The organism is Rufibacter tibetensis, from assembly GCF_001310085.1.
In the GTDB taxonomy this organism is placed as follows: Bacteria; Bacteroidota; Bacteroidia; order Cytophagales; family Hymenobacteraceae; genus Nibribacter; species Nibribacter tibetensis.
Window position 1 is genome coordinate 3,588,826 of the sequence record NZ_CP012643.1, and the last position, 21,512, is coordinate 3,610,337.

General features: G+C 47.8%; 18 protein-coding genes. 6 read left to right on the forward strand and 12 right to left on the reverse strand.

What is annotated here, in order from left to right:
- Nucleotides 1-22 precede the first annotated feature (22 nt).
- Nucleotides 23-1,339, forward strand: a complete 1,317-nt coding sequence (locus DC20_RS14675; protein WP_062544526.1) for a RagB/SusD family nutrient uptake outer membrane protein — start codon at nt 23-25, stop codon at nt 1,337-1,339.
- A gap of 174 nt (nt 1,340-1,513) precedes the next feature.
- Here the strand turns inward: DC20_RS14675 and DC20_RS14680 are convergent, their stop codons facing one another.
- The 7 genes from DC20_RS14680 to DC20_RS14715 form a co-directional block, all read right to left on the reverse strand.
- Nucleotides 1,514-2,029, reverse strand: a complete 516-nt coding sequence (locus tag DC20_RS14680) for a hypothetical protein (RefSeq protein WP_062544527.1) — start codon at nt 2,027-2,029, stop codon at nt 1,514-1,516.
- A 94-nt stretch (nt 2,030-2,123) separates the two neighbouring features.
- A complete protein-coding gene (locus DC20_RS14685) occupies nt 2,124-4,298 on the reverse strand; it encodes a S9 family peptidase (protein ID WP_062545974.1) in 2,175 nt (724 codons plus the stop codon).
- A gap of 199 nt (nt 4,299-4,497) precedes the next feature.
- The gene (locus DC20_RS14690) at nt 4,498-5,724 is read right to left on the reverse strand and encodes a GAF domain-containing sensor histidine kinase (protein ID WP_062544528.1); all 1,227 of its coding nucleotides are present in this window, start codon (nt 5,722-5,724) and stop codon (nt 4,498-4,500) included.
- Nucleotides 5,725-5,986: 262 nt separating this feature from the next.
- Entirely contained in the window at nt 5,987-6,229 is a 243-nt protein-coding gene (locus tag DC20_RS14695) for a hypothetical protein (RefSeq protein ID WP_062544529.1), read from the reverse strand.
- Between the two features lie 222 nt (nt 6,230-6,451).
- A complete protein-coding gene (locus DC20_RS14705; RefSeq protein ID WP_157593171.1) occupies nt 6,452-7,234 on the reverse strand; it encodes a hypothetical protein in 783 nt (260 codons plus the stop codon).
- Nucleotides 7,235-7,851: 617 nt separating this feature from the next.
- Nucleotides 7,852-8,892 (reverse strand): threonine aldolase family protein, encoded by a 1,041-nt coding sequence (locus DC20_RS14710; RefSeq protein WP_062544532.1) that lies wholly within the window; start codon nt 8,890-8,892, stop codon nt 7,852-7,854.
- A 274-nt stretch (nt 8,893-9,166) separates the two neighbouring features.
- Nucleotides 9,167-9,475 carry a hypothetical protein gene (locus tag DC20_RS14715; protein WP_062544533.1) on the reverse strand — a complete coding sequence of 103 codons (309 nt, stop codon included), beginning with the start codon at nt 9,473-9,475 and terminating at the stop codon, nt 9,167-9,169.
- Between the two features lie 651 nt (nt 9,476-10,126).
- Here DC20_RS14715 and arsC point away from each other — a divergent pair.
- Together arsC and DC20_RS14725 are read left to right on the forward strand one after the other, a co-directional pair.
- Entirely contained in the window at nt 10,127-10,468 is a 342-nt protein-coding gene (gene arsC, locus DC20_RS14720; protein ID WP_062544534.1) for an arsenate reductase (glutaredoxin), read from the forward strand.
- A 969-nt stretch (nt 10,469-11,437) separates the two neighbouring features.
- Complete coding sequence (locus DC20_RS14725) at nt 11,438-11,758, forward strand: hypothetical protein (RefSeq protein ID WP_062544535.1); 321 nt, start codon at nt 11,438-11,440, stop codon at nt 11,756-11,758.
- 430 nt (nt 11,759-12,188) lie between these two features.
- Here DC20_RS14725 and DC20_RS14730 read toward each other — a convergent pair whose 3' ends face one another.
- The 3 genes from DC20_RS14730 to DC20_RS14740 form a co-directional block, all read right to left on the reverse strand.
- On the reverse strand, nt 12,189-12,404 hold the full coding sequence (locus DC20_RS14730; RefSeq protein ID WP_245652218.1) for a CsbD family protein: 216 nt from the start codon (nt 12,402-12,404) through the stop codon (nt 12,189-12,191).
- A 171-nt stretch (nt 12,405-12,575) separates the two neighbouring features.
- Nucleotides 12,576-13,637, reverse strand: coding sequence for a hypothetical protein (locus DC20_RS14735; RefSeq protein WP_062544536.1), 1,062 nt, complete (start codon nt 13,635-13,637; stop codon nt 12,576-12,578).
- 117 nt (nt 13,638-13,754) lie between these two features.
- Nucleotides 13,755-15,218: an aminoacyl-histidine dipeptidase gene (locus DC20_RS14740; RefSeq protein ID WP_062544537.1), complete on the reverse strand. Its 1,464-nt coding sequence runs from the start codon at nt 15,216-15,218 to the stop codon at nt 13,755-13,757.
- Between the two features lie 315 nt (nt 15,219-15,533).
- Here DC20_RS14740 and DC20_RS14745 point away from each other — a divergent pair, with 315 nt between their 5' ends.
- Nucleotides 15,534-16,484 carry an NADP-dependent oxidoreductase gene (locus DC20_RS14745; protein ID WP_062544538.1) on the forward strand — a complete coding sequence of 317 codons (951 nt, stop codon included), beginning with the start codon at nt 15,534-15,536 and terminating at the stop codon, nt 16,482-16,484.
- 289 nt (nt 16,485-16,773) lie between these two features.
- Here DC20_RS14745 and DC20_RS14750 read toward each other — a convergent pair whose 3' ends face one another.
- Nucleotides 16,774-17,757, reverse strand: a complete 984-nt coding sequence (locus tag DC20_RS14750) for an aldo/keto reductase (RefSeq protein ID WP_062544539.1) — start codon at nt 17,755-17,757, stop codon at nt 16,774-16,776.
- 72 nt (nt 17,758-17,829) lie between these two features.
- The gene (locus DC20_RS14755; protein WP_062544540.1) at nt 17,830-19,206 is read right to left on the reverse strand and encodes an APC family permease; all 1,377 of its coding nucleotides are present in this window, start codon (nt 19,204-19,206) and stop codon (nt 17,830-17,832) included.
- Nucleotides 19,207-19,578: 372 nt separating this feature from the next.
- On the opposite strand from DC20_RS14755, the gene DC20_RS14760 reads away from it, so the two are divergent.
- Nucleotides 19,579-20,274: a TIGR04283 family arsenosugar biosynthesis glycosyltransferase gene (locus DC20_RS14760; protein ID WP_062544541.1), complete on the forward strand. Its 696-nt coding sequence runs from the start codon at nt 19,579-19,581 to the stop codon at nt 20,272-20,274.
- Nucleotides 20,275-20,345: 71 nt separating this feature from the next.
- Nucleotides 20,346-21,419, forward strand: a complete 1,074-nt coding sequence (locus DC20_RS14765) for an NAD(P)H-dependent oxidoreductase (protein WP_071885474.1) — start codon at nt 20,346-20,348, stop codon at nt 21,417-21,419.
- The last annotated feature ends 93 nt before the right edge of the window (nt 21,420-21,512 follow it).

Genomic DNA, 21,512 nt, shown 5'->3' on the forward strand with positions numbered 1-21,512 from the left:
TTATCACTTAACTTGATTTTCCATGAAAAACATAAGAACATATTTAAAGATAGGGGTACTGGCCTGCAGTCTGTTGGTGACCAGCGGCTGTGAGTTGGACATCCCCAATCCCAATGCCGCCAGTGACCTGGAGGTGCTGACTTCTCGTGAAGGTATCATTGCCTACAGCGTGGGGCTGCGCCAGTTCTACTCCACCGCAGGAATTGAAGCAGCTTACCTCTACCCTGCGGTAACCGGGCGTGAGCTGAAAGGGATAGCTACCTTCACCAATATCCTGGAGTTAGAGGCGGGAGGTTCTGCATTGCCCACGTTTAACGGCAATATTCTCAATATCTGGTCCAGAATGCAGCGCACCATGAGCATGAGCGAGCAGATCCTGGAGAGTGCACCTACCATAGAAACCCTGACCGGTGGCACCCTGAGTGGAATTCTGGCTCAAGCGCACCTCTTCAAAGCCATGGCACTGGGTACGTTGGCACTTTCCTTTGAGCAAGCTAATACAGAAACAAGTAGGACCGGGGCTGTAACCTTCAAGCCAAGGGCTGAAGTACTGGCCGCTGCCATCTCGCATTTAGAGGAAGGAATTGCATTACTGAACGCCACTCCTGCCTCGCAGGAATTTACCACCCTGGTGGCTGGAACGGCTTTTGACCTGAAGAATACGCTCTATGCCTACAATGCCCGGTTCAACCTGTTTGCCGGGAACTATGCGGCAGCTCTTACCAACGCCAACCTGGTAGACCTGACCAAGAAATCAGAGTACGTGTACAGCACCCTAAGCCCGAATCCTATTTATAACACAATCTTTGTCCTGAACTACTTCAGGCCCCGTGACCGGTTTGGTTTGCCACAGGAGTTGTTTGAAACCGGAGATGCCCGCTACAATTTTTACCTGACTACCCCAGATGCGGTGGTGAACGGGGACCCGGTGAAAACATTACGCGGCTTCTTCTCAACCCTAACGTCTAATATTCCGGTGTACCTCACAGATGAGATTAAACTGATCAAAGCCGAGGCTATTCTAAGAAGTAACGGTAACCTGAACGAAGCCCTTGCCCAGATTAACCAGGTCAGAACCCAAACGTCAGGCGATCCATTTGGCATACATGCTGGGTTGCCCGCCTACAGCGGACCCGTTACCCGAGAGGCTTTGTTGTTAGAGGTATACAAACAACGATCCGCCGAACTGTACCTGACGGGGCTGAAATGGGAGGACAGTCGCAGGTTCAACCGTCCTGGCCCCCCCACTTCCACCGCAGAACGCAACCGGAATTACTACCCGTACCCAGATCAGGAACGGTTAAACAATCCTAATACCCCAGCTGACCCAGCTATCTAAAAACAAGAAGAGCGGCCTTAAGGCCGCTCTTCTTGTTTTGGATGTGTTTTGGTGAAAAATGCCTTGAAGCATAAATCTTGAATTTGTAAATGAATAAAGAAAACCTCTATAACTAACATTCCTTCATAGCATCCGCGTGATGCAGAAGTTAGTGGCTAAGCGGTTTTTGATACGTTAGTAAAAATGGTTAGAGTGTCTATATTTTTGACTTCCCCTGTTCTTTATTTCATTTCCTACTAGGTAGCCCATGGTTAATCCATGTAACACACCATAAATGGTGTACTGAGGAAGTCCAAAAAGCAACCATCCAATGATGACAGACCAAAAACCATATTTTTGAAAGGGACCCGTACTTTCTACTGCTGCGAATAACATTGAACTCAAGAACAAGATCAACCAAAGCGATAGCAATGTTAAGGCACCAATAAAGAAACTTGACCTCTTGTGTTCAACTATCTGCTTTTCAGCAAACCTACCTAGAAAATAAATAGAAACAATACCCACAAGGGTTTGAATAAATACGAAGAGTTTGTTCTCTCTTATGGCCTCTAATAAGTTAATGTAAAAGGTGAAACTACTACTTTTTGTGTCCATGAAGAGTTGAAGAATCAAATCAACAATCAAGGGCGTAATCAAGAATATCGCAATAGAGAGTATGCAATATTTTAGAAGTACAGGTCTCCCTTTCATTTTGAAAGCCTTAGCTTTTAATTTATATCATGCACGCCAACAAACAGGGAGACCTTGCGGTAGTGGCCTCTCTGTTTCTGGACATGGTATCTGATTACAATTGCTTCGGCTGTAAATACCGTTCATAGAATTCGTAGGTGCGCAGCATCTGGTCAATGCGTTGGCGGTTGTTCCCGGCGCGGGTGATTTCGTGTGTGGCACCGGGGTGACGCACGTATTCAACCGGGCGGTTCAGGACTTTGAGGCTTTTGTAAAGCATTTCGCTTTGAATCACACCGGTACGCAAGTCATTCTCGCCGTGGAAGATGATGAGCGGAGTGGTGATATTCTGCACGTAGGTGAGAGGTGATTCGCTCTGGATGATGCCTTTGTGCGCTTCTTCCCAAGGATACCCGCCGAAGTAGTTGGGCACCAACCGCCAGGCGTTTCCTTCCCCGAAGAAGGTGCTCAGGTCATACACGCCGCGCTGCGAACAGGCCGCTTTGAACCGTTTGTCATGACCCAGAATCCAGGAAACCAGGTAGCCGCCGTAAGAACCGCCCGTAATCGCCAGGCGTGAGGTGTCGGCCCAGCCTTGGGCCACAGTTTTGTCCAGGGCGGTCAACACGTCACTGGCCGGACCAGCACCCCAATCTTTGATGTTGGCGCGCATGAATTCTTCGCCGTAACCACCCGAACCGCGTGGGTTAGCATAGACCACACCATAGCCTCTGGAGGTGAAGTACTGGTACTCATGCCACATGCTGCTTTCGCCAGGGCCCCACATGGCGGTAGGTCCACCATGTATTTCTAACAGGAGCGGGTATTTCTGGCCTTCCACAAAGTTGGTGGGTTTCATGACCCAATACTCTACGATATGGCCTTTGGCGTTGGTGAAGGTGTGTTTCTCAGGTTGGCTCAGTTTCTTTTGGCTTACCCATTCATGGTTGAAAGAGGTAAGACGGTGTGGCTTTTTACCCTCGGCCGAAGCCGCGTACAATTCATTAGGGTTTGCAACCTCGGTGAGCACGTAGGCCAATTGATCTTTCCGGAGGTCAAAGGCACCTACGCCTTTTGTCATGTCAGTGAGGCGCTCCACGGTTTTATTCTTTACATCGGCGCGGTTTAAAAGCACGCCACCGTTAGAGGGAGAGGTGAAGTAAACGTATTTCTCATTCTCGCTCCAAACCAGATTGCTTTTGTTGCGGTCGTAAGGAATGGTAATCAGGTTAGACGGGTTGCCGTTCACGGGCAGTAAGCCCAGTTTAGGAATGTTAACCTCATTTGCGATACTGTACTGGAACGCAAGCCATTTGCCCGAGGGTGAAATGGTGCTGCCAGAGTACGACATGCCTTTTTTGCCGAGGAGTTGTTTCAGGCCGGTACCGTCTGTGTTGACCAGGTAAATGGCATTTTCCTGCGAGCGGGTAGGGTTCTCAGTTTCATCAGAGGCGGCATCAAAGATGATCTGTTTGCCGTTGGGCAGAAAATCAGCGTTGGAGCTGGACACGAATCCGGCGGTAAGGTCTTTGGGAGTGGCGCCGGGTTTGGCGTCAATGATGAAAATGTGCGAGAGGTTGAGGGTAGACGAAGTGGTAGACTCCTCCTGGAAGCGCAGTTGGTTGATGACTTTGGCTTTCTGGTCTTTCTCATTCTGGTCCAGGTAGCCTCTGATCTCGGCCAGGGTACCGTCTGGGTTAGGTTTGGCGGTATTGGTGCGCAGGTTCTCGTTCTGAAAGAAACCCGGCTTTTCATACGACCATTTAGGCAGATCACGGGTGGGGTTCAGGGTAGAATCAGTCAGGAGTTCGTTCAACGCGATGCCCGAAGTGAAGAGCAACTGCTGACCATTGGGGCTCCAGCGGGGTTGGCTGGCACCGTATTTAAATTTGGTGAGTTGAAGAGGCTCGCCACCGGCAAAGGAAAGCAGAAAAATCTGAGGCTTGCTTTCTACCACGCGCACAAAGGCCAGTTGCTTGCCATCGGGGCTCCAGGTGGGCTGGGTGGCGTTGCTGTTGCCGTACGTGAGCTGGCGTGGTGGTTGGCTTCCGTTCGCGGGTTGCAGGTGCAACTGCGTATTGTACCGGAAATCGTTTTTCTTTTCGGGGTCTGGCTCAATGGTGGTTACCGTAAAGGCTACCTGTTTGCCATCTGGCGAGAGCGCCACGGCTCCTACTTGTTTGATTTTAAGAAGATCAGTGACCTGAACCAGGTTGCGGTTTTGCTGGGCCTGCACCCAGGAAAGGCTCGCCCACCACAGAAGAAGGAAAGCCGCGAGATGTTTGTTCATAAAAGTGAAGGAAGAATGGAACGTGCTTAAAAACAGAAAATTCACTGCCTTAAAGCTAAAAATAATTCCTTCAGGAACGCAGGGTTTTGTGATGTACTGGTTGTTCTTAATCCTTTTGTAATATCTGAGGGGCGGTTTCTGTTTAAGAGCTTCTTTTAATAAAAAGGTCAAAAAACAGGAACCGCCCCTCAGAACAACCCTACATATGAGTGATGGGGAATTCAACCACTATTTTACAGGATTTTCCTTCTTCAAAACACTTGGCGTTGATGGTGCCTTTGTGCTGCTCAATGATCTTTTTGGCTTGGGCCATTTCTTCGCCAGACAAAGCCCCATTACCCGTAGGCTGAATGCTCAGCTTGGCGTACCGCAGGAACACTTTCTTTATATCCTGATCAGATAAATGAAGGTGGTCATAGGTGAATTCCACATGTAGGATGTTATCTGCTTCAAAGATGTCAAGAGCGATGAAGGAGGAGGGCGGAGAGTAGCTTATTCCAAACTTGATCAAGTTGCTAAACGCCTGGTGCATGAGGGCCGGATCTACCCGCAACACCCTACCAGTAGCCACCATGAAGTAGATGTCTTGCTGTTTTGCCGCGGCAATGGGTTCAAACTCCTGGACCGTATTTCTGGCTATTTCAGCAATAGAAGCAGGTTCTGGGTGTAGGAGAAAAGGGTCATCGGCTTGGGAAGACTCCAGCAGCAGGGCCTGGGTGTTATGCACGATATTTTGGCTGTTTTCTTCGGCTTCTGAAAGCAGTTGCTTTGCAGAAGGAGATAAAGAACTGTCTTTGGCAACTTCCTGTAAAGTTTCTGAAAGTTGCTCCAGGGGCTGCAGGATTTCGGTCACGGCCCCGCCATGAAGTTCATCATGCTTTCTAACAGATCTAAGGGAGGCTGCCCTAAGCTCCAGTTGCTCTACTACTATTTCGGCCAGGTCCTGTAATACTTCCTTTTCTTTTTCGGTGATGGTTCTGGGTTTGTCATCAACCACGCACACGGTGCCCAGGTTTAATCCTTCATGGGTGGTAAGTGGTGCCCCGGCATAAAACCTGATGCCACCCTTAGCTTTCACATACGGACTGGAAAGCAGGCGCGGTACTTGCTGGGCATCAGAGAAAACGGTCACTCCTTTTGGTTGCAGAATAGTGATGGAGCAAAGGCTGTCTTCGCGCTTCACTGAGGAAACCTTAAGGCTGCTCAGGTTAGATTTGTACCACACCCGGTCTAAGTCTACAAGCGAGATAAAGGCACTGGATACTTCAAAAACCTTTTTAGCAAATGCGGTAATCTTATCAAAAAAAGCTTCAGTGGGGGTGTCTAGAATTTCATACCGGTACAAGGCTTTAAGCCTATCCTGGTCATTGGCAGGAATGAGCGAATCTGGGATTGCCGCATTCAGGTGTTGTGGTTCGTCGTTCATTTACGTTAAAAAGAGAAAGACCTATTTCGGAAGTAACCACTTGCTGAACCTAAAGTTTAGCCGATTCAGCAAAATATTTGCTTATATATAAGTTGCTCTATCGTTTTACGGGTGCCGTACAAATACAGATAGCAAACTGCCGTTTAAATACGATCAAGAACTGAATTAAAAAGCAGCGGTATAGCCTGTTTTTCAGACGTACAGGTTACCCGCTGCTACTAGAATGGAAGGATATTGAGAATAGATTTCAGCTAATGAAACTCTACCGCTTTTGTTTAATCTTTTCCAGCAGTTCCTCGTCTGAGGTTTCTTCCAGCCAGTTGCTGGGCAGTTTCAGGCGTACAGTTTGGGCCTGTCCGCTGGGGGTGCACACCACCGTTACGGTACCTTCGTCGCTTTCAGATATCTCGGCGGCCTTCTCACCGGCTTTGCCCTGTAAACCAGCATAGGCTTGCACGCAGGTCCAGGTGAGGTTCTCTTGATCGGTTACTTCGCGTTGAGTCATGTTCTAGAAATTAGGAATGAATTGAGATGTAACGGATTTCAAGAAGAAATGATGAGGTGAGGAACCCAAACTTTCTTTTTTAAGGCTGATTCTGGAAAAGGAGCTAAGAACTGGTTTGCAGCCCAAGGGAGTTTGAAGTAGGAGGAAGGTGGCAAGGATAGGGCTGGTAGTTCAGACTCAAATTGAACTACCAGCCTTAAGGATAAAATTTCTTCATCAGCTTTACTCCGCGAACGGCTGGGCAGCACAAGTGCCGTTCCCGAAATTGAGAATGCTTTTCTGGCCGGTGGTCATCTCCATCTGAATTTTGCCTTGTACTGGTTTTAAATTGTCCGCAGCATTGCAGGTTTTCTTTACCACCACTGGGGTAACCAGAGAGGCTTCAAATGCACCGTTGTGTTTGAAGCAGCTGTATTCACCTTCATAGATTTCCACCACGTCATCTGAGGTGTCATTAGGGGTACCGGCACCTTCTTTCAGGTGAGTTACCCGGTTTAAAGAGTATCTGTAAGACCCTCCGGTGGTGGGCACTACCTGGGCGTTGCTGCTCACCATTCTGATCACCGATGCTTTACCGGGTACTTGTATCAACTGGAATGCAAATGCACCTTCCAGCCGGGTACCATTCACTAGGTAGTTATCCAGGTAAATAATTCTTTCCAGATTGGTATTGTTGCTGGTGAACATGATGATCTTGCCGCTTCTTGTTTTGCCATCTACACAAGGGGAAGTACCGGAGAACGTGAAGGTGGTTTCCAATCCTTCAGGTGTAGCTTCATTTTGCACCGAAGAGCAGGCTAGAAACCTGCTGCCGTTGGGGTACGTGCCGCGGGCTATTTGCTCCATTTCAATGGCAATCTGTTCAATCTGCAGCATAGACTGCCCCCACTCATTTACGGCTTTGCCGGGTTGAGGCTGTGGTTGCTCATGACCATCTTCTGAACAGGCAAAAGTAAAGAACGCAAGGGCTATGAGGTAAGCCAGGGGTTTCACAAGAGTTTTCATACACGTAAAAGGAATTAAGTTGACTGATTCAGGATGAAGACGGGTGCCTTTCTGGGGGCTGTAGTCTGCTTCATTTCCCACTATCTGACAGGAACTTAGAATGCTGCCCCTATTCACTTTCTCCTTTTCGGGCTGTAAAGCTACTTTTCAGGAATTAAGCCGGAAATAGGGGTGCCCAACTGGAAGGTTGATTTCTGAAGGTGTAGGGTAGGGCCCATCCGCATGAGGTGATTTCGATATACTGTAACCATGTTCACCTCTATGATAAGTGGATTCTCCCCTTGAGGGGAGATAAAGAGGGGGTGTTTACACAGGAGGAAGCGCATTGATGATTATCACCCTACCTATCCAATACAACAGTCCATGAAATCTTATTCCTTTACAAACATATTAGTAGGTGTAAACACCCCTCTTCGTGAGCTACGCTCGTTGCCTAAAACTCACGTTTGGGCAATCCTCAAGGGGAGAATAGCCGGGGCTGAGCCGCTGTAGGTGCTGCTCAGCTTTCAAAATTTATACCTGCAAAGTTCACTTGGCCAGTCCTAAAACAGAAAACCCGTTTAGAGGCTGGTTTACCGAAACAGCCTCTAAACGGGTTATGGATCGTCCCTTTATTTTTACTTTACCTGCTCAGAAAGGGCAGTGGCGTCTTGAATGAACTGGTCCACATACTCGTCTGGGGTGGCCCAAGAAGTAATAATTCTGATGGCAGAATAGCCTTCCTGCATTTTCTTCCAGACAAAGAACCCATACTTTTTAGAGAGTTCCTGGATGAGGGAATCTGGCAGGATAGGGAAAATCTGGTTTGTCTCTGATTGAGTTAAGAAGGTGAACCCTAATGATTGGAAGTGTTGGGCAATGCGCTGGGCCAGTTCATTGGCATGGTTGCCCAACTCAAACATAAGGTTGTCTCTTAGCAATTCGGCAAACTGGATACCGAACAGCCTTCCTTTGGCCATAAGCGCGCCCCGCTGTTTAATGTAGTATTTGAAGTCTTTTTTGAGAGCCTCATTTGTGATTACGATAGCTTCGCCTATCAAACCGCCGCATTTAGTGGCTCCCAAATAGAAGATATCGGTTAAAGAAGCAATGTCGGCGAGGGTAAGGTCATTGCTTTTGGCAGATAAAGCCATGGCTAACCTGGCTCCATCCATGTATAACAGCAGGTTGTTCTCGCGGCAGAAGGCAGACAATTCTACCAGTTCCTGCTTTTTGTAAATGGTCCCAATCTCAGTGGAATTGGAGATGTAAACGATTCTGGGCTTTACGGTATGGTACTCGGGGAATTTGTTGATGAGAGGCTTTATATCTTCGGGACGAAGTTTTCCATTTGGGGTAGCCACTGTTTCAATCTTGTGCCCAGTTGCTTCAATGGCCCCAGCCTCATGGTTGTTGATATGCCCGGTTTCCGCCGATATGACTGACTCATAAGATTTCATGAAGGCACCCAGGACAATCAGATTGGCCAGCGTACCTCCCGCCACCAGGTGCACATCCAGGTCTGGCTTACCGCATAGTCCCCTAATTGCAGCTACTGACTCCAGGGTGAAAGCATCGTTGCCGTACCCGGCCTGTTGGGTAAGATTTGATTCGGTTAATTTTTGAAGGATGTTGGGGTGACAGCCTTCGCTGTAGTCATTGGTGAAACTATAAAGCATGATGGTTGTACTAAGGTCTACGGTAAAGTCCCCAAAGATACGGGTGTATCGCTACAAGCCCTATACCTGTCACAGATCAACCTTGGAAGAAATAACCACGGGTTTGTGTCCTGTAGAAGAGGAGTATGTAAATAATTTGTGAAGCATAAAGAGCTTTGGTGTCACCATTTAAATTATGACGTGGGTAGTTAGACCTGGGTGTTTTGAGGCTCCTTTGGTCAGACGGCTTCAAAACACCCATGTATTGGGAATGACTATAGTCGAGAAGTATAGATCAAGCTACCGATCTCCCTTTGAACGTGCCTGCATAGCAGCGCAGCCAATCCAGAGCATCTGCGGAAGCGTGAAAGAATTGGAGGTCATAGCAAACCTCTGAAGTCATTAAACAGCTTTCCAGGTTACGGGCGTGGTGCGGATTGTGCGGTACCACCAAGGCAAGTTGTTGTACTTCCTCGTCACAAAGAATAGGCACTACCTGGTGGGTAAGCCAAAGTAAATCTTGGGGTGCTGAATCGCCACGCTGACTACTATCTACCAGTATTTTTTTAGCCTGATGAAGGTGTACCTGTTTCAGGAATTGCATGGTGCCTCTTTCAAATTCTTGCGAAGTTGGCGGATGATTCCAGGTGAGTTTAAGAATACAGTATTGAGGATATAAACTAATTCTATAAAGAGAAGTTTGGTGCAGGGGGGTAACCATTCTATCCATATAATTTTTTATGATGGGGGAGTTAGATGTATTTGATAGCTGATTTATTTAGAAATAAGATTTAAGACTAAGTTTTTGAGTTGTCTTTGATTTATACAGTTTGTTAAATGCTCTTTGTAGTTTTGTTATACTTCTTTTTCAAATAAAAAGGTTTTAGAAAACGGCAATATGTCCGCTTAAACTAAGATTTTACAAAACTTCAATCTTTAGCAGCAAAAGAGAGTAGAGAATTGTAATTGGAAATAGGCAATTGATAGGCTCTCTTATTGTAAGTTTTGAGCCATATATAACTTTGTTGAGTTTGTTGAAGTTATGTATTGATTAAAGTAACAGTGGGCTCTTTCTCTGTTTAGTTGTACTGCAATGTTATAATTTAGTCTTTCTTATTGGTGATGAGGCAAAAGCATACAGGTAGTTGGCCTTGTGTAGCATCATATGATAAAGTAGAAGAGCAATAGTCAAATTTGCGTTTGTACGTTTATCTTTGAAGACATCGCTGAGTTGGTTTTTTATTAAACTTCTGAAATGATAACTATATACCATAATAACCGGTGCAGCAAAAGCCGACAGGCGCTGGATCTGCTTCAACAGCAAGGACAGGAGGTACAGATTGTGCAATACCTTACCCACACCCCTACCAAAGAAGAATTGAGAGAAGTGCTGGAGAAGTTGAAACTGGGGCCGGAAGACATTATTAGAAAAGGAGAGAAGCTTTATAAAGAAAGCTATGCCGGCCAACACCTAACCCAGGACGAATGGTTGCAGGTATTAGCAGAAAATCCGGTCTTGATAGAGCGGCCCATTGTGATCAACGGAGACAAAGCGGTAATTGGGCGTCCACCCGAGAATGTTCTGACTATTCTGTAAGGCTGGGCAAAGGCAGGTGCTTCCTCTTGTGATAAATGCGTCTGCTATGTGGCCTACGAAGCAGGCATTGCCTGTAAATCATGGCGGAATGGGGCCTAAAAGCAAGCATCCTGCTGATTACTGTTAATAAAGCCCTAACAGGCAAGTAGTGCCCGTAAATTAATGTAGAAAAATAGAAAAAGGTATATGTCATGAGGAGCAGACATATAAAAGACAGAATGTTTTGACCTAAAGCAGGATTTATATACCTGATTAATCTGCCTTACATAACAGCCACCATCAAGCCCATAGAACCAAGAGAATAGGTTATCCTCGCTTTGTTCCACTTACACTTTTCCCTATTGCCTTTTCTTCGGTTTACTTTTGCCTACCTGGTCTGCCGGACTCATGGTCATACTAGCGAAGGTTATTCCAGCAATGATCCTATCAACAGATTGCCAGCCTATAGTTGGAGCCAACCCTAGTAGGAGATAGGTAAGCCCCAATTTTAACAGGGAGAAGAGCAGCAATAGTAGACAAGCAAAGAGGCTAAATCAACTGCCAGAACGGGCGAAAACAGGAATTAAGCTTTAGAGAAAGCAAACCTTAGCCCAAGCCCCCTCACATAGATGCCTCACTCAAACTCCCTTTATTAACTCACTAATGAGCTTAGGTAAACAGGGGTACTCATTTCAAATTTATTGTCATCTTTTAATGATGTCATAAAAGTAAAACCCAAATCAGCTTTGCTTTGATCTTGCCTAGGCATCATCATGTGTTTGAAGACCTTAGAGGAACCTTACAGTATCTGTACAGCTAACTCAGAGTAAATGGTCAATAAATCCTTATATAAATCCTGTTGAAAATAAATTTTAAGTATTTTGTGGTGAAATTCTTGGATTAAATTAAAGATGTGATATATTTGTCTTAATCTATTTAAAATAAATACATTTAAAGTAATATTTAAAGCAAAAACTTAAAAGAAGCTATATGAAAATCAAATCTACGCTGTTAACCATTGTTCTTTCTTTCTCTTTGCTAGGTGTATCCCTAGCAGATACGGTTCCTTCTTCTTCAGCCGTTGCCCGTGAAATTGCCAACGCGTTGCAGTTAAACGAGGCTGAATACCTTAAAATCCACAAATTGGAGAAAGCCAGAAGAGAAGAAGTAAGAAAAAACAAAGCCGAGGAAGAGGCCATCAATGAGAAATACATGGCCGCTGTTATGGACTTATTAACCGCAGACCAAAAGAAAGCATACATCGCTTTCTCAAAGGAGCATCCAATGCCGCAAATTGCCCAAACCAAATAAGAATCTATTTATAAGTGCATAAAAAAGACCTGCTCCTAAAAAGCAGGTCTTTTTTATGCACTTTGGAGTGAAATTTCTTTCTGCTAAGTTTTTGCAGAGATCTGATAAGAACGGCAGGTAATGTAACCTCAGGATTGTTTCATTTCAGCACCTGTACTTCTGACTAGCTTCCAACTTAATGATGGGGGCATGCCTAAGAAGAAGTTGTTTCTGAACGTTATTCGAAGAAGTATGACGTGTAAATGAATCTACATTGGGTGGGGATTAAGTATGTTCCTTTTCAATTAGATTCTTACGAAAAAGAAACAGGGGCAACTTAATGAACAGCTACTTAAAAGCAAATTAGATTTAAGCTTGTGCTCTAAGGGCAAAAAAGAAATCCCCACTCTACCGAACAGGCTGAGTTGGGGATTTATTTGGAAAAGAAGACCTATAAGGACCGTAACCAGGATTTTATTTCATGTTCGGTTTTCCCTAGCTTTTGCTGAAGTCTTCCCAGCCATTTATCTTCCTGACCTTCGTCATACGTTAAGTCGTCGTCCGTAAGGTCTCCGTAGGCCATTTTCATCTTACCCTTCATCTCGTTCCAGGTACCTCTTGTTCTATATTCACCCTCGTGGGTGTTCATTCCATCATTCGTGTTCATAGTATGTATATGGTTAGATATAGGAATGTAATTATATACGTAACCGAAGCACTTCTGGTTAGCAGGTGTGATTGAAGTAGCGCTGGAAAGGAGTTTTTGTAGAAGTTTTTAACTAAGTAACCATTTAGAGACTAAGTAGTTGCCTTTTAATGTCCTTTTCAAAAAAGAGCATCAAAGCCTCTTCAGAAAATCTAATACAGCAGCAGGGTCCTGGAAATCATTGAGGGCGTACTCTAATTGCTGGATTTCCTCGCGCAAGCCTTTCTTTGCACTTCTGAACTTGGCTTCCATCTGTTTGGGCGTGCCCCCAAAATCATGGTAAAGGTGCGCATCTTGCCCCATGTAATAATTGCTGTGTTCGTCTTCTAATTCGGTGATTTGTTCCTGCAGAAGCTGGACGTAATACGTGAGTTGGTCTTCGGGGACTTGCTTTAAGACATGCTCCTGTTCCTGCATAAACTCCAGCTGCAGCCTGAACAACTCAAAGAAATCATCCTGGTGGTACGCGATGGTTACTTTCTTCATGGCTTCCTCTTTCCAGAGGCGGGCCGTGGCGTCCCTTTCTCGGTCGGGGTGCAGGAGTTTGGCAAGGGTAGTATATAATCTACGGCTGGCTTTGCTAATGCTCTGCAACTGGGTTTTTGCTTTCGCTTCCTTAGCCTGTTGGGCTTTGGATTTCTGCCGTTGGGTGCGTTGGGCCTCCCGTTTCTCCTGTTCCTCCTGCATCTGTTGGTCCAGCTTGGCCTGGAACGCTTCCAGGTCTGAGAGGTCTTGCAGGTTTACTTCCAGCCCCAGCACGTTTTTGAGCAGGCTCTGCGTTTCCTCCTTTACTTTAGACGCATTTGCTTCTGAGTTGGTAGGAGTAGGCACTTCATACCGCTGCAGCAGTTCTGCTAATTCCTCCGCGCCATAATGGTGCACCATGATAGAAGCCTGGTCTTTGATAAAAGCTTCCAGTTTCTCCTTCTCTAACCGAGGGAAGTCTTCCTGGTGGTAGGCCTCATCCAGAAGCTGCACCATGGCCACCCGATGAGTCACCATTTCCCGCACCAGCGGTTGCACCTCTTTCTGCACCCTTGCCCGTGCCTGGTCTATAATTTTCTCCCGCTCCGCAAGTTTTATTTTGAGCTGATCTATGGTCTGGATACTGGCGTTGAACTGGTGCTGCAGCTCAGATAAGGTAGCCTTTTCCTGGGGAACAAATTGGGGGAGGTGATCTTCTTTCTGTGACATGGAGTATTGTTTTGACAGGGCTTTAGGAAAAGGAGCCGATAAAACCTTAAGTAGAAAAAACCTCACAGAGTCTGGAATTCTGTGAGGTCTTTTCTTTAGGGAGTGAGAATTCTTAACCTACGCTTTAACCGGAATCTGTTTTAAGGTTTCCAGCAGGAAGGACCAGTATTTCTGAACGGAACTGATTTGCACTTTCTCATCAGGGGAATGGGCGCCTGTGATGTTAGGCCCAAAGGAAATCATTTCCATCTGCGGGTAATTTGTGCCCAGTATACCACATTCTAACCCGGCGTGGCACGCATTCACGTGCGGTTCCTCGTTGAATAACTCTTTGTAAAGGTTAGTCATGGTTTTCACAATGGTAGCATCTGGGTTAGGAGTCCAGCCGGGGTAAGATCCTTTCTGGGTTACGCTGGCGCCTGCCAGTTCAAAGGTGCTCTGGATAGCTTGGGCTAAATCTGTTTTTTCTGAATCTACAGACGAACGGGTAAGGCACTGGATGGAATAAGACCCGTCTTTCACCAGCACGCGCGCCAGGTTGTTGGAAGTCTGCACCAGTCCAGAGATGGCTGGGCTCATGCGGTAAATTCCGTTAGGACAAGCGTACAGCGCACGCAGCAACTGGTTCTGGAAATCATAGGATATCGCGAACTCAGGCAAATCAATTGGCTCTACCTGCAATTGTAAATTAGGATCGGTAAGGGAATATTCTGATTGCAGGATTTCGGCTTGTTTTAACAAAAACTGCTCAAAAACCTCGGCTTTGGCTTCTGGTACGGCCACCTCAGCGAACGACTCTCTGGGGATAGCGTTGCGCAGACTGCCACCGTCTATGCTGTACACGCGCGCATTGAATTTACTTGCCGCCTGGTACAGAATGCGGTTCATGAGCTTGTTTGCGTTGCCCCGTCCCAGATGAATGTCCATGCCCGAGTGGCCGCCGGTAAGACCGGTAATGCTGAGACGGTAGCCGGCAAAGTCAAACGGAATGTGCTCTTCGTTGTAAGAGCCAGTCGCGGTTACATCCACGCCACCCGCGCAGCCAATGGTAAGTTCGCGGTCGTCTTCGGTATCCAGGTTCAGCAAAATAGTGCCGGTAAGCAGGCCGCCTTTCAGGCCCATGGCACCAGTCATACCGGTTTCCTCGTCAATGGTAAACAGACACTCCAGCGGCGGGTGAGCAATATCTCTGGAGACAAGCAAGGCCATGAGGGTGGCCACGCCAATGCCGTTGTCGGCGCCTAACGTGGTTCCTTTTGCTTTGACCCAGTCGCCGTCTACGTACATGTCAATGCCCTGGCTGTTGAAGTCGAACTCGGTGTTGGCGTTTTTCTGGTGCACCATGTCCAGGTGGCTTTGCAGCACCACGGTCTGGCGGTTTTCCATGCCCGGCGAAGCCGCTTTCCGGATGATGACGTTGCCCACTTCATCTGTGATGGTGTCAAACCCCTGGCTGTTCCCGAAGTCCTGAATAAACTTGATCACCCGTTCTTCTTTCTTGGAAGGGCGGGGCACGGCGTTCAGGTCCGCAAAGTTTTGCCACAAGGCAGTAGGTTCTAATTTTTCTATTTGGGTGCTCATATAATCATGGTGCTTCGCCCTGGAAAAAGCCCTTCAGCTTAGGTCTGGAGCAGGTGGGAGTACGCGTTAGGTAAGTAAAGGTAGTAAACAGAACGGACACCTCCCGAGGGGCATCCCACAATTCCAGTATCCGTTTACGGGGCATTTCCCCAAAAGTAAGTTCAATCGCACAACTTCTTAAGGAAGACGGGGCGCTTAATATTCCATTCTTTTAGAACCCCTTTCCAGTAAACGGGGTACAAAGTGATTCTGCCTTGTGAGGGAAATTCACAAGGCAGGTACTTTTTTACACACAATCATTTACCCAGAATAGCCATGGCAAATAAGATGAATGCAGCCTTCTACCACGAGTTTGGCGGGCCAGAAAAGATAAAGATTGGAGAACTGGAAATCCCCGAACTGCAGGAAGGCGAGGTGTTGGTGCGCGTGAAAGCGGCCGGGGTGAACCCCGTAGACAATGCCGTTCTGGCCGGTTGGCTGAGTGGGAAATTACCTGTGCAGTTTCCGGTTATTCCCGGGTGGGACGTAGCCGGTGTGGTGGAAGACCGAGGGTTCAGTGCCCGCCGGTTTAATGTGGGAGACGAGGTATATGCCTATGCCCGAAGACCTCTTGTACAGCAGGGCACCTTTGCCGAGTACCTGGTGATTCCAGAGAGTTACCTGGCTTCTAAACCCAAGAACCTGAGTTTTGAAGAAGCAGCCGGCATTCCGTTGGTGGGCCTCACGGCGTACCAATCCATGTTTGATGCCGGGCAACTGCAAGCCGGACAAACGGTGCTGATTTTGGGTGCCTCAGGTGGTATCGGAAACCTGGGCATTCAATTGGCCAAATGGAAAGGAGCCACCGTCATAGGAGTAGCCAGCCAGAAGAACCACGCCTTCATGCAGGAGTTAGGAGCTGACCATACTATAGACTACAATGGGACCCACGTAGGCGAGGCGGTGAAAGAGCTGTTCCCAGACGGGGTGGACCTGATCTTTGACGCCGCCAGCGGTGATACCCTCCAGCAAAGCCTAATTGCACTTAAACCCGACGGCAGGCTAGTCTCAATCCTGAACACCGGCGAAGACCTGGACAAAAGCATCAACTTCCAGTATGTCTTTGTAGAACCTAACTCCACGGAGCTGGAACACCTGCGGGAAATTGCTGAGGCCGGTAAGTTGAAAGTACACGTGAGTAAAACATACTCTTTAAATCAAACTGGCGAAGCCCTTGCCCAGATAGCCAGCCATCATACTAGAGGCAAGATTGTAGTGGTGCCATAAAAAATCATGGTTTCAAAGCTGTTTTGATGAAAGTAAGTTTAAAGCAAAACCAATTTGTCTAAGCATTCATAAAACGTGATTCTCCCCTTGAGGGGAGCGAAGAGGGGTGTTTACATCTGCTTATTTGTTTGCAAAGGGATGTATTTCTTTCCACATGTCCTGTGTTGGTTTAGAAAAACCATTGTCAGCTAAGCGTGTACTCCTGAGTAAACACCCCCTCTTTATCTCCCCTCAAGGGGAGAATCCGTTCTTAGTATTTGCCTGTCTGTTTTCCTGAATGGAAAACCCTTCAATTATTTACCAATCTATACTGCTCCGGATTGTAGCGTTCGCCCACGTGCGGGTACCTGGCCAGAAGATCTTCCAATCCTTTGATGTCATCCATGGAGAGTTGCACGTCAACGGCGGCGGCGTTTTCCTCTAAATATTTTCTGCGTTTAGTGCCAGGGATGGGAATGATGGTTTCGCTTTGGGCTAGTACCCACGCCAAAGCCAGTTGGGCCGGAGTGCAGTTCTTGTTTGCCGCAAATTCTGCGAAGGCTTGGGCCAGTTTCTGGTTGTTATCCCAATTGTCCTGGTTCTGGAAGCGGGGCAGAGACTTTCGCATATCGCCCTCGGGCAGACTTTCTAGGCTCACAGTATTGGTGACCAACCCACGTACCAAGGGACTGAAAGGCACAAACACAATATCTAGTTCCTGGCACAACGGAATGACTTCCTGCTCTGCATCTCGGGTGAGCAGGGAGTACTCAGACTGAACGGCGGCAATGGGGTACACGGCGTGGGCCTTCCGGATGGAGGCGGCGGAAGCTTCTGACAAACCCAGGTAACGCACTTTTCCTTCCTGCACCAGCTGGGCCATGGCGCCCACCATTTCCTCTACCGGTACATTAGGGTCTATTCGGTGGGCGTAGTACAAGTCAATCACGTCTACCTTCAGGCGTTTCAGGCTGCCTTCCACGGCAGTGCGCATGTACGCAGGGGAGCCGTCAAAATCCATCTTTCCGTCTGCAGTTTGCTTGAACCCGAACTTGGTGGCGATGAAAATTTTGTCGCGGTTAGGCACCAGCACCTGCGAGATGAGTTCCTCGTTGTGGTGCGGTCCGTAGACATCGGCGGTGTCCCAGAAATTGATGCCCAGTTCCAGCGCACGGTGCAGCGTGGCGATAGATTCCGCATTATCGCGGGTGCCGTAGGCCTGGCTCATGCCCATGCAGCCTAACCCCAGCGCCGAGAGCCTTTCGCCGGTATTCCCTAGTTCTCTGTATGTCATAGCAGTAATTGTTACTTTTTGTTTAGAACCTCTTTTTACGAAAAGAGCTCTAAACCGGGCAGAAAAGAAAACTTAAGGAAAGAGCTGATTTTTTAAATCGGGATTTGGAGCCTCAGCTCTGAACGGCCACTCGTGGTTTACCTTTGCTTTGATCATATAAACGATGGCTCCCAACGTGATCACTACCAAGCCCGAGATTACCATGGTCAGGCCAGTAGACAGCAGAATACCCGCCCACATGAGCAAGGCAATGATCACCGGCAGCGGGAACAGCGGCATTTTGTATGGGAAATCTTCCTTGCTGCGGTTCTTCCGGAGGAGGAGCAAGCCCACGCCTTGGCCCATGAACTGGATGAGAATGCGCATGGCCAGAATGGCACTAATCACATCGCTCAACCGGAACAGCATGCTGAAAACAAATGCTACGCCGCCCAGAAACAGCAAAGAATAATGTGGGAAATGTTTGGTGGGGTGCAGACGGGCGAAGACCTTGAAAAAAGCGCCATCGGCCGCGGCGGCGTACGGAATGCGGGTGTACCCCAAGGTAGCCGAAAATACCGAGGCAAACGCTACCCACAGAATCAGGACGGTGACAATGGTAGCAGCGGTATTCCCGGCCAGCCGCTGAATAAACAAACTCACCACAAACTCGCTGTCTTTGGCTTCCTGCCACGGCACCACGCTCACCACACTTATGTTCATGAGCAGGTACAGTGCCGCAATACCCGCAATAGAGTAGAACATGCTGCGCGGGATGTTTTGGGTCGGGTTTTTGATTTCGGCCCCTAAATGGCAGATGTTGTAGTAGCCTAGGTAACTGTACACCGTTTTCACGCTCGCAAACCCGATGGCGGCCACAAAGCCGTAGTTCACCGTAAGGCCTTCGTTCATCTCGCGCAGGGGTTGCAGGAAGTTTCCGTTCGCCAGTCCGCCACCAATAATCCAGGCCATGGTGAGTAGCACGCCCACCCACAGCAGCACACTGATTTTGCCTATGGACTCTATCTTTCGATACAGCAATACCACAATCAAGACCACCACGCCGCCACTCACCAGTTTGGAGGTGATGTCTGTCAGGGGAACCAGGTACGAGAAATAAGAAGCAAACCCGATGGCCGCCGAGGCAATCACCAGTGGGGCCTGGATCATGGTCTGCCACACAAACAGGAAACTCATGAACCGGCCCGCGCCTTTCTCACTGTAGGCTTCTTTCAAGAAGTTATAGCTCCCGCCCGCCTTGGGGAAGGCGGCACCCAACTCGCTCCAGATCATGGCATCCACAATGGACAGCACGGCTCCGGCAATCCAGGCATACAGAAAGTAGGGACCGTTCATCATGCCAATGACCATGGGCAGGGTAATAAATGGCCCAATGCCCACCATGTCAATCATGTTAATGGCCGTGGCTTGCGCCAGCCCCAGGCGGCGTTCTAAGTGAGGTGTAGACATGTAAACGTTTTGTCAGATGAAGGAAGTTGGTTAGTTAAAGATGGCAAAAAGAAAGATGCCTATGCGTATGGAGGTTGGTATCTGTGGGTATAGCAAAGGGTAAGGATTCAGAAAGGAATGTGCCTACCTTGAAGTAGAAATCAATTCCTTACTTCCTTCCGTACAGTACTTTATCAGTTGCCTGTCTTGGTATGCAGAATTTCCAGGCGAAACAGGCTTGGCAACCTTTTTTGCAGCACCTACCAACATGAGTTTTTAAGTAAGATATCATTGCCTGCTGTCTTTTTACATATTCACGAAAGCAGGAAGGACATTACAGGCAAGCTTCTCCTGAGGCCTTAAAGAATTAGGTCATACCCAACCTGAAAAGGCATGATTAGCATTATAGTACCTACCTACAATGAAGCCGAACAGGTGGGGCAAACCATCAGTCGGATTATTGCCGCCTCCGGGGGGCATGGTCTGGAAATACTGGTGGTGGACGGCTGCAGCACTGACGGCACCGGGGCAATTGCAGAAAGGTTTGGCGCTACCGTGATACACAGTGCTCAAAAAGGAAGGGCAATTCAAATGAACAAAGGCGCGGCTCAGGCAAAAGGCAAAATCCTTTATTTTCTGCATGCAGACAGTATTCCACCCCAAGGTTTCATAGACCAGATTCTGGCCACTTACAGACAAGGGGCACAAAGCGGTTGTTTTCGGTTGGCCTTTGATTACCCGCATTGGTTTCTAAGAGCGAATGCCTGGTTCACCCGGTTCAATTGCAATAGCCTTAGGTTTGGCGACCAAAGTCTGTTCGTAACAAAAGAAGTATTTGAAAAAAGCGGTGGCTTCAGGGAAGATTTAATGGTTATGGAAGACCAGGAAATCATCCATCGTCTGAAAAAGCTGGGAACGTTCAGGGTACTGCCAGATGTGGTGGTTACCTCGGCCAGAAAGTATGTAGAGAACGGAGTGTTCCGGATGCAAGGCATTTTCTACCTTATCTGGAGCCTCTATTACCTGGGGTTTTCCCAGCGGAGATTAGTGGCTTTGTATAAAAAGTTGATACGGGAACATAAGCTGTAGTAAAAGGTACTTCGCTTAAACAAACGGGGGTTATACAGGTTAATTTTTAAGGCATTCCAATTCATGTACCTATGAGACCAGACGATAAAAATGCGGCGCTTTCGCCTGACAAAAGGCCTTTCAGAATCATGATTATTTCCGGGTCTGACAGGCGACAATACAATTGTCCGGGGGTAGACAGTAAGTCGCGCACCCTCATGTTGAAGATGGCCGAAATGCTGCCGCAGGACTGGGAAATAGACTATGAAGATTTAGGAAACGTGTACGCCCGGGCCAGAATCCAGAGCTGCAATGCCTGCGTGTCTACGTCTATGGCCTTGTGCGTGTGGCCTTGCAACTGCTATGAGAAAGACAGCAAAAAAGAGCCTGACCTCCTATGGGACCTGGACCTGTATTCCCGCTTAGACATGGCAGACGCCTGGGCCATTATAGGACCGGTGAATTGGTACGCGCCCACCAGTAACCTGAAGCTGATGTTTGACCGCCTGGTATGCATGAACGGCGGCAACCCCGACGAGAAAACCATAGAACACAAGAACCCTGAGAAAGCCATGGCCCTGGAGCACACTGAAGAGTGGGAAACCATGAGCCTGAACCACCTGGAAGGCCGGACTGCCGCCTTTTTCTGTTACGGTGACGAGGGTGGGGACGAAATGGATGAGTCCGGCAGGCCGAAACTACTGCGCCACAAACACTATTTTGATCCTGAGAAAGAGCCTTTTGATCACATGCGAGACGCGTACGCCCCTTTAGTATGGCAAAGCCGCTACGGCGGGGTAGAGGTGCCAGACCAGCTGTGGACCTATTGCACCACTGGCAAAGACCGCAAGTACAGTGAGAACCAGGCGGAAGATATGATCCAGGAAAATGAATTTATGGCGTCCTTCTCTGGTTGGGTGCAGCGTTTTGAAACGTTCGTCCGCCTGAAGGGAAAAGTAACTCCTGGTAAGTACCGTGCTTACGGGTTTGAAGCACCCGCTCATCATTGGGCCAATGTGCAGGATGGGATTCGTTACGTTAGGATGATGGTGGGAAAAGCGCCTGAAGGTTCTTCGCCTCGAATTCAGGAAGAGTTGGGGTTGAATCAGGATGCCACTCTGCATACCAAAAAAGGAGAGGGCGAAAAGCTAAGGGAAAAGGAGTAGGAGAGAAGGAATTTAGGAAGTCATGGATTGGGCTAATAGCGATTAGAGGATTTCTACCGCAGTTTCAGGGGAACTTCTATCTTTAGGGATGCA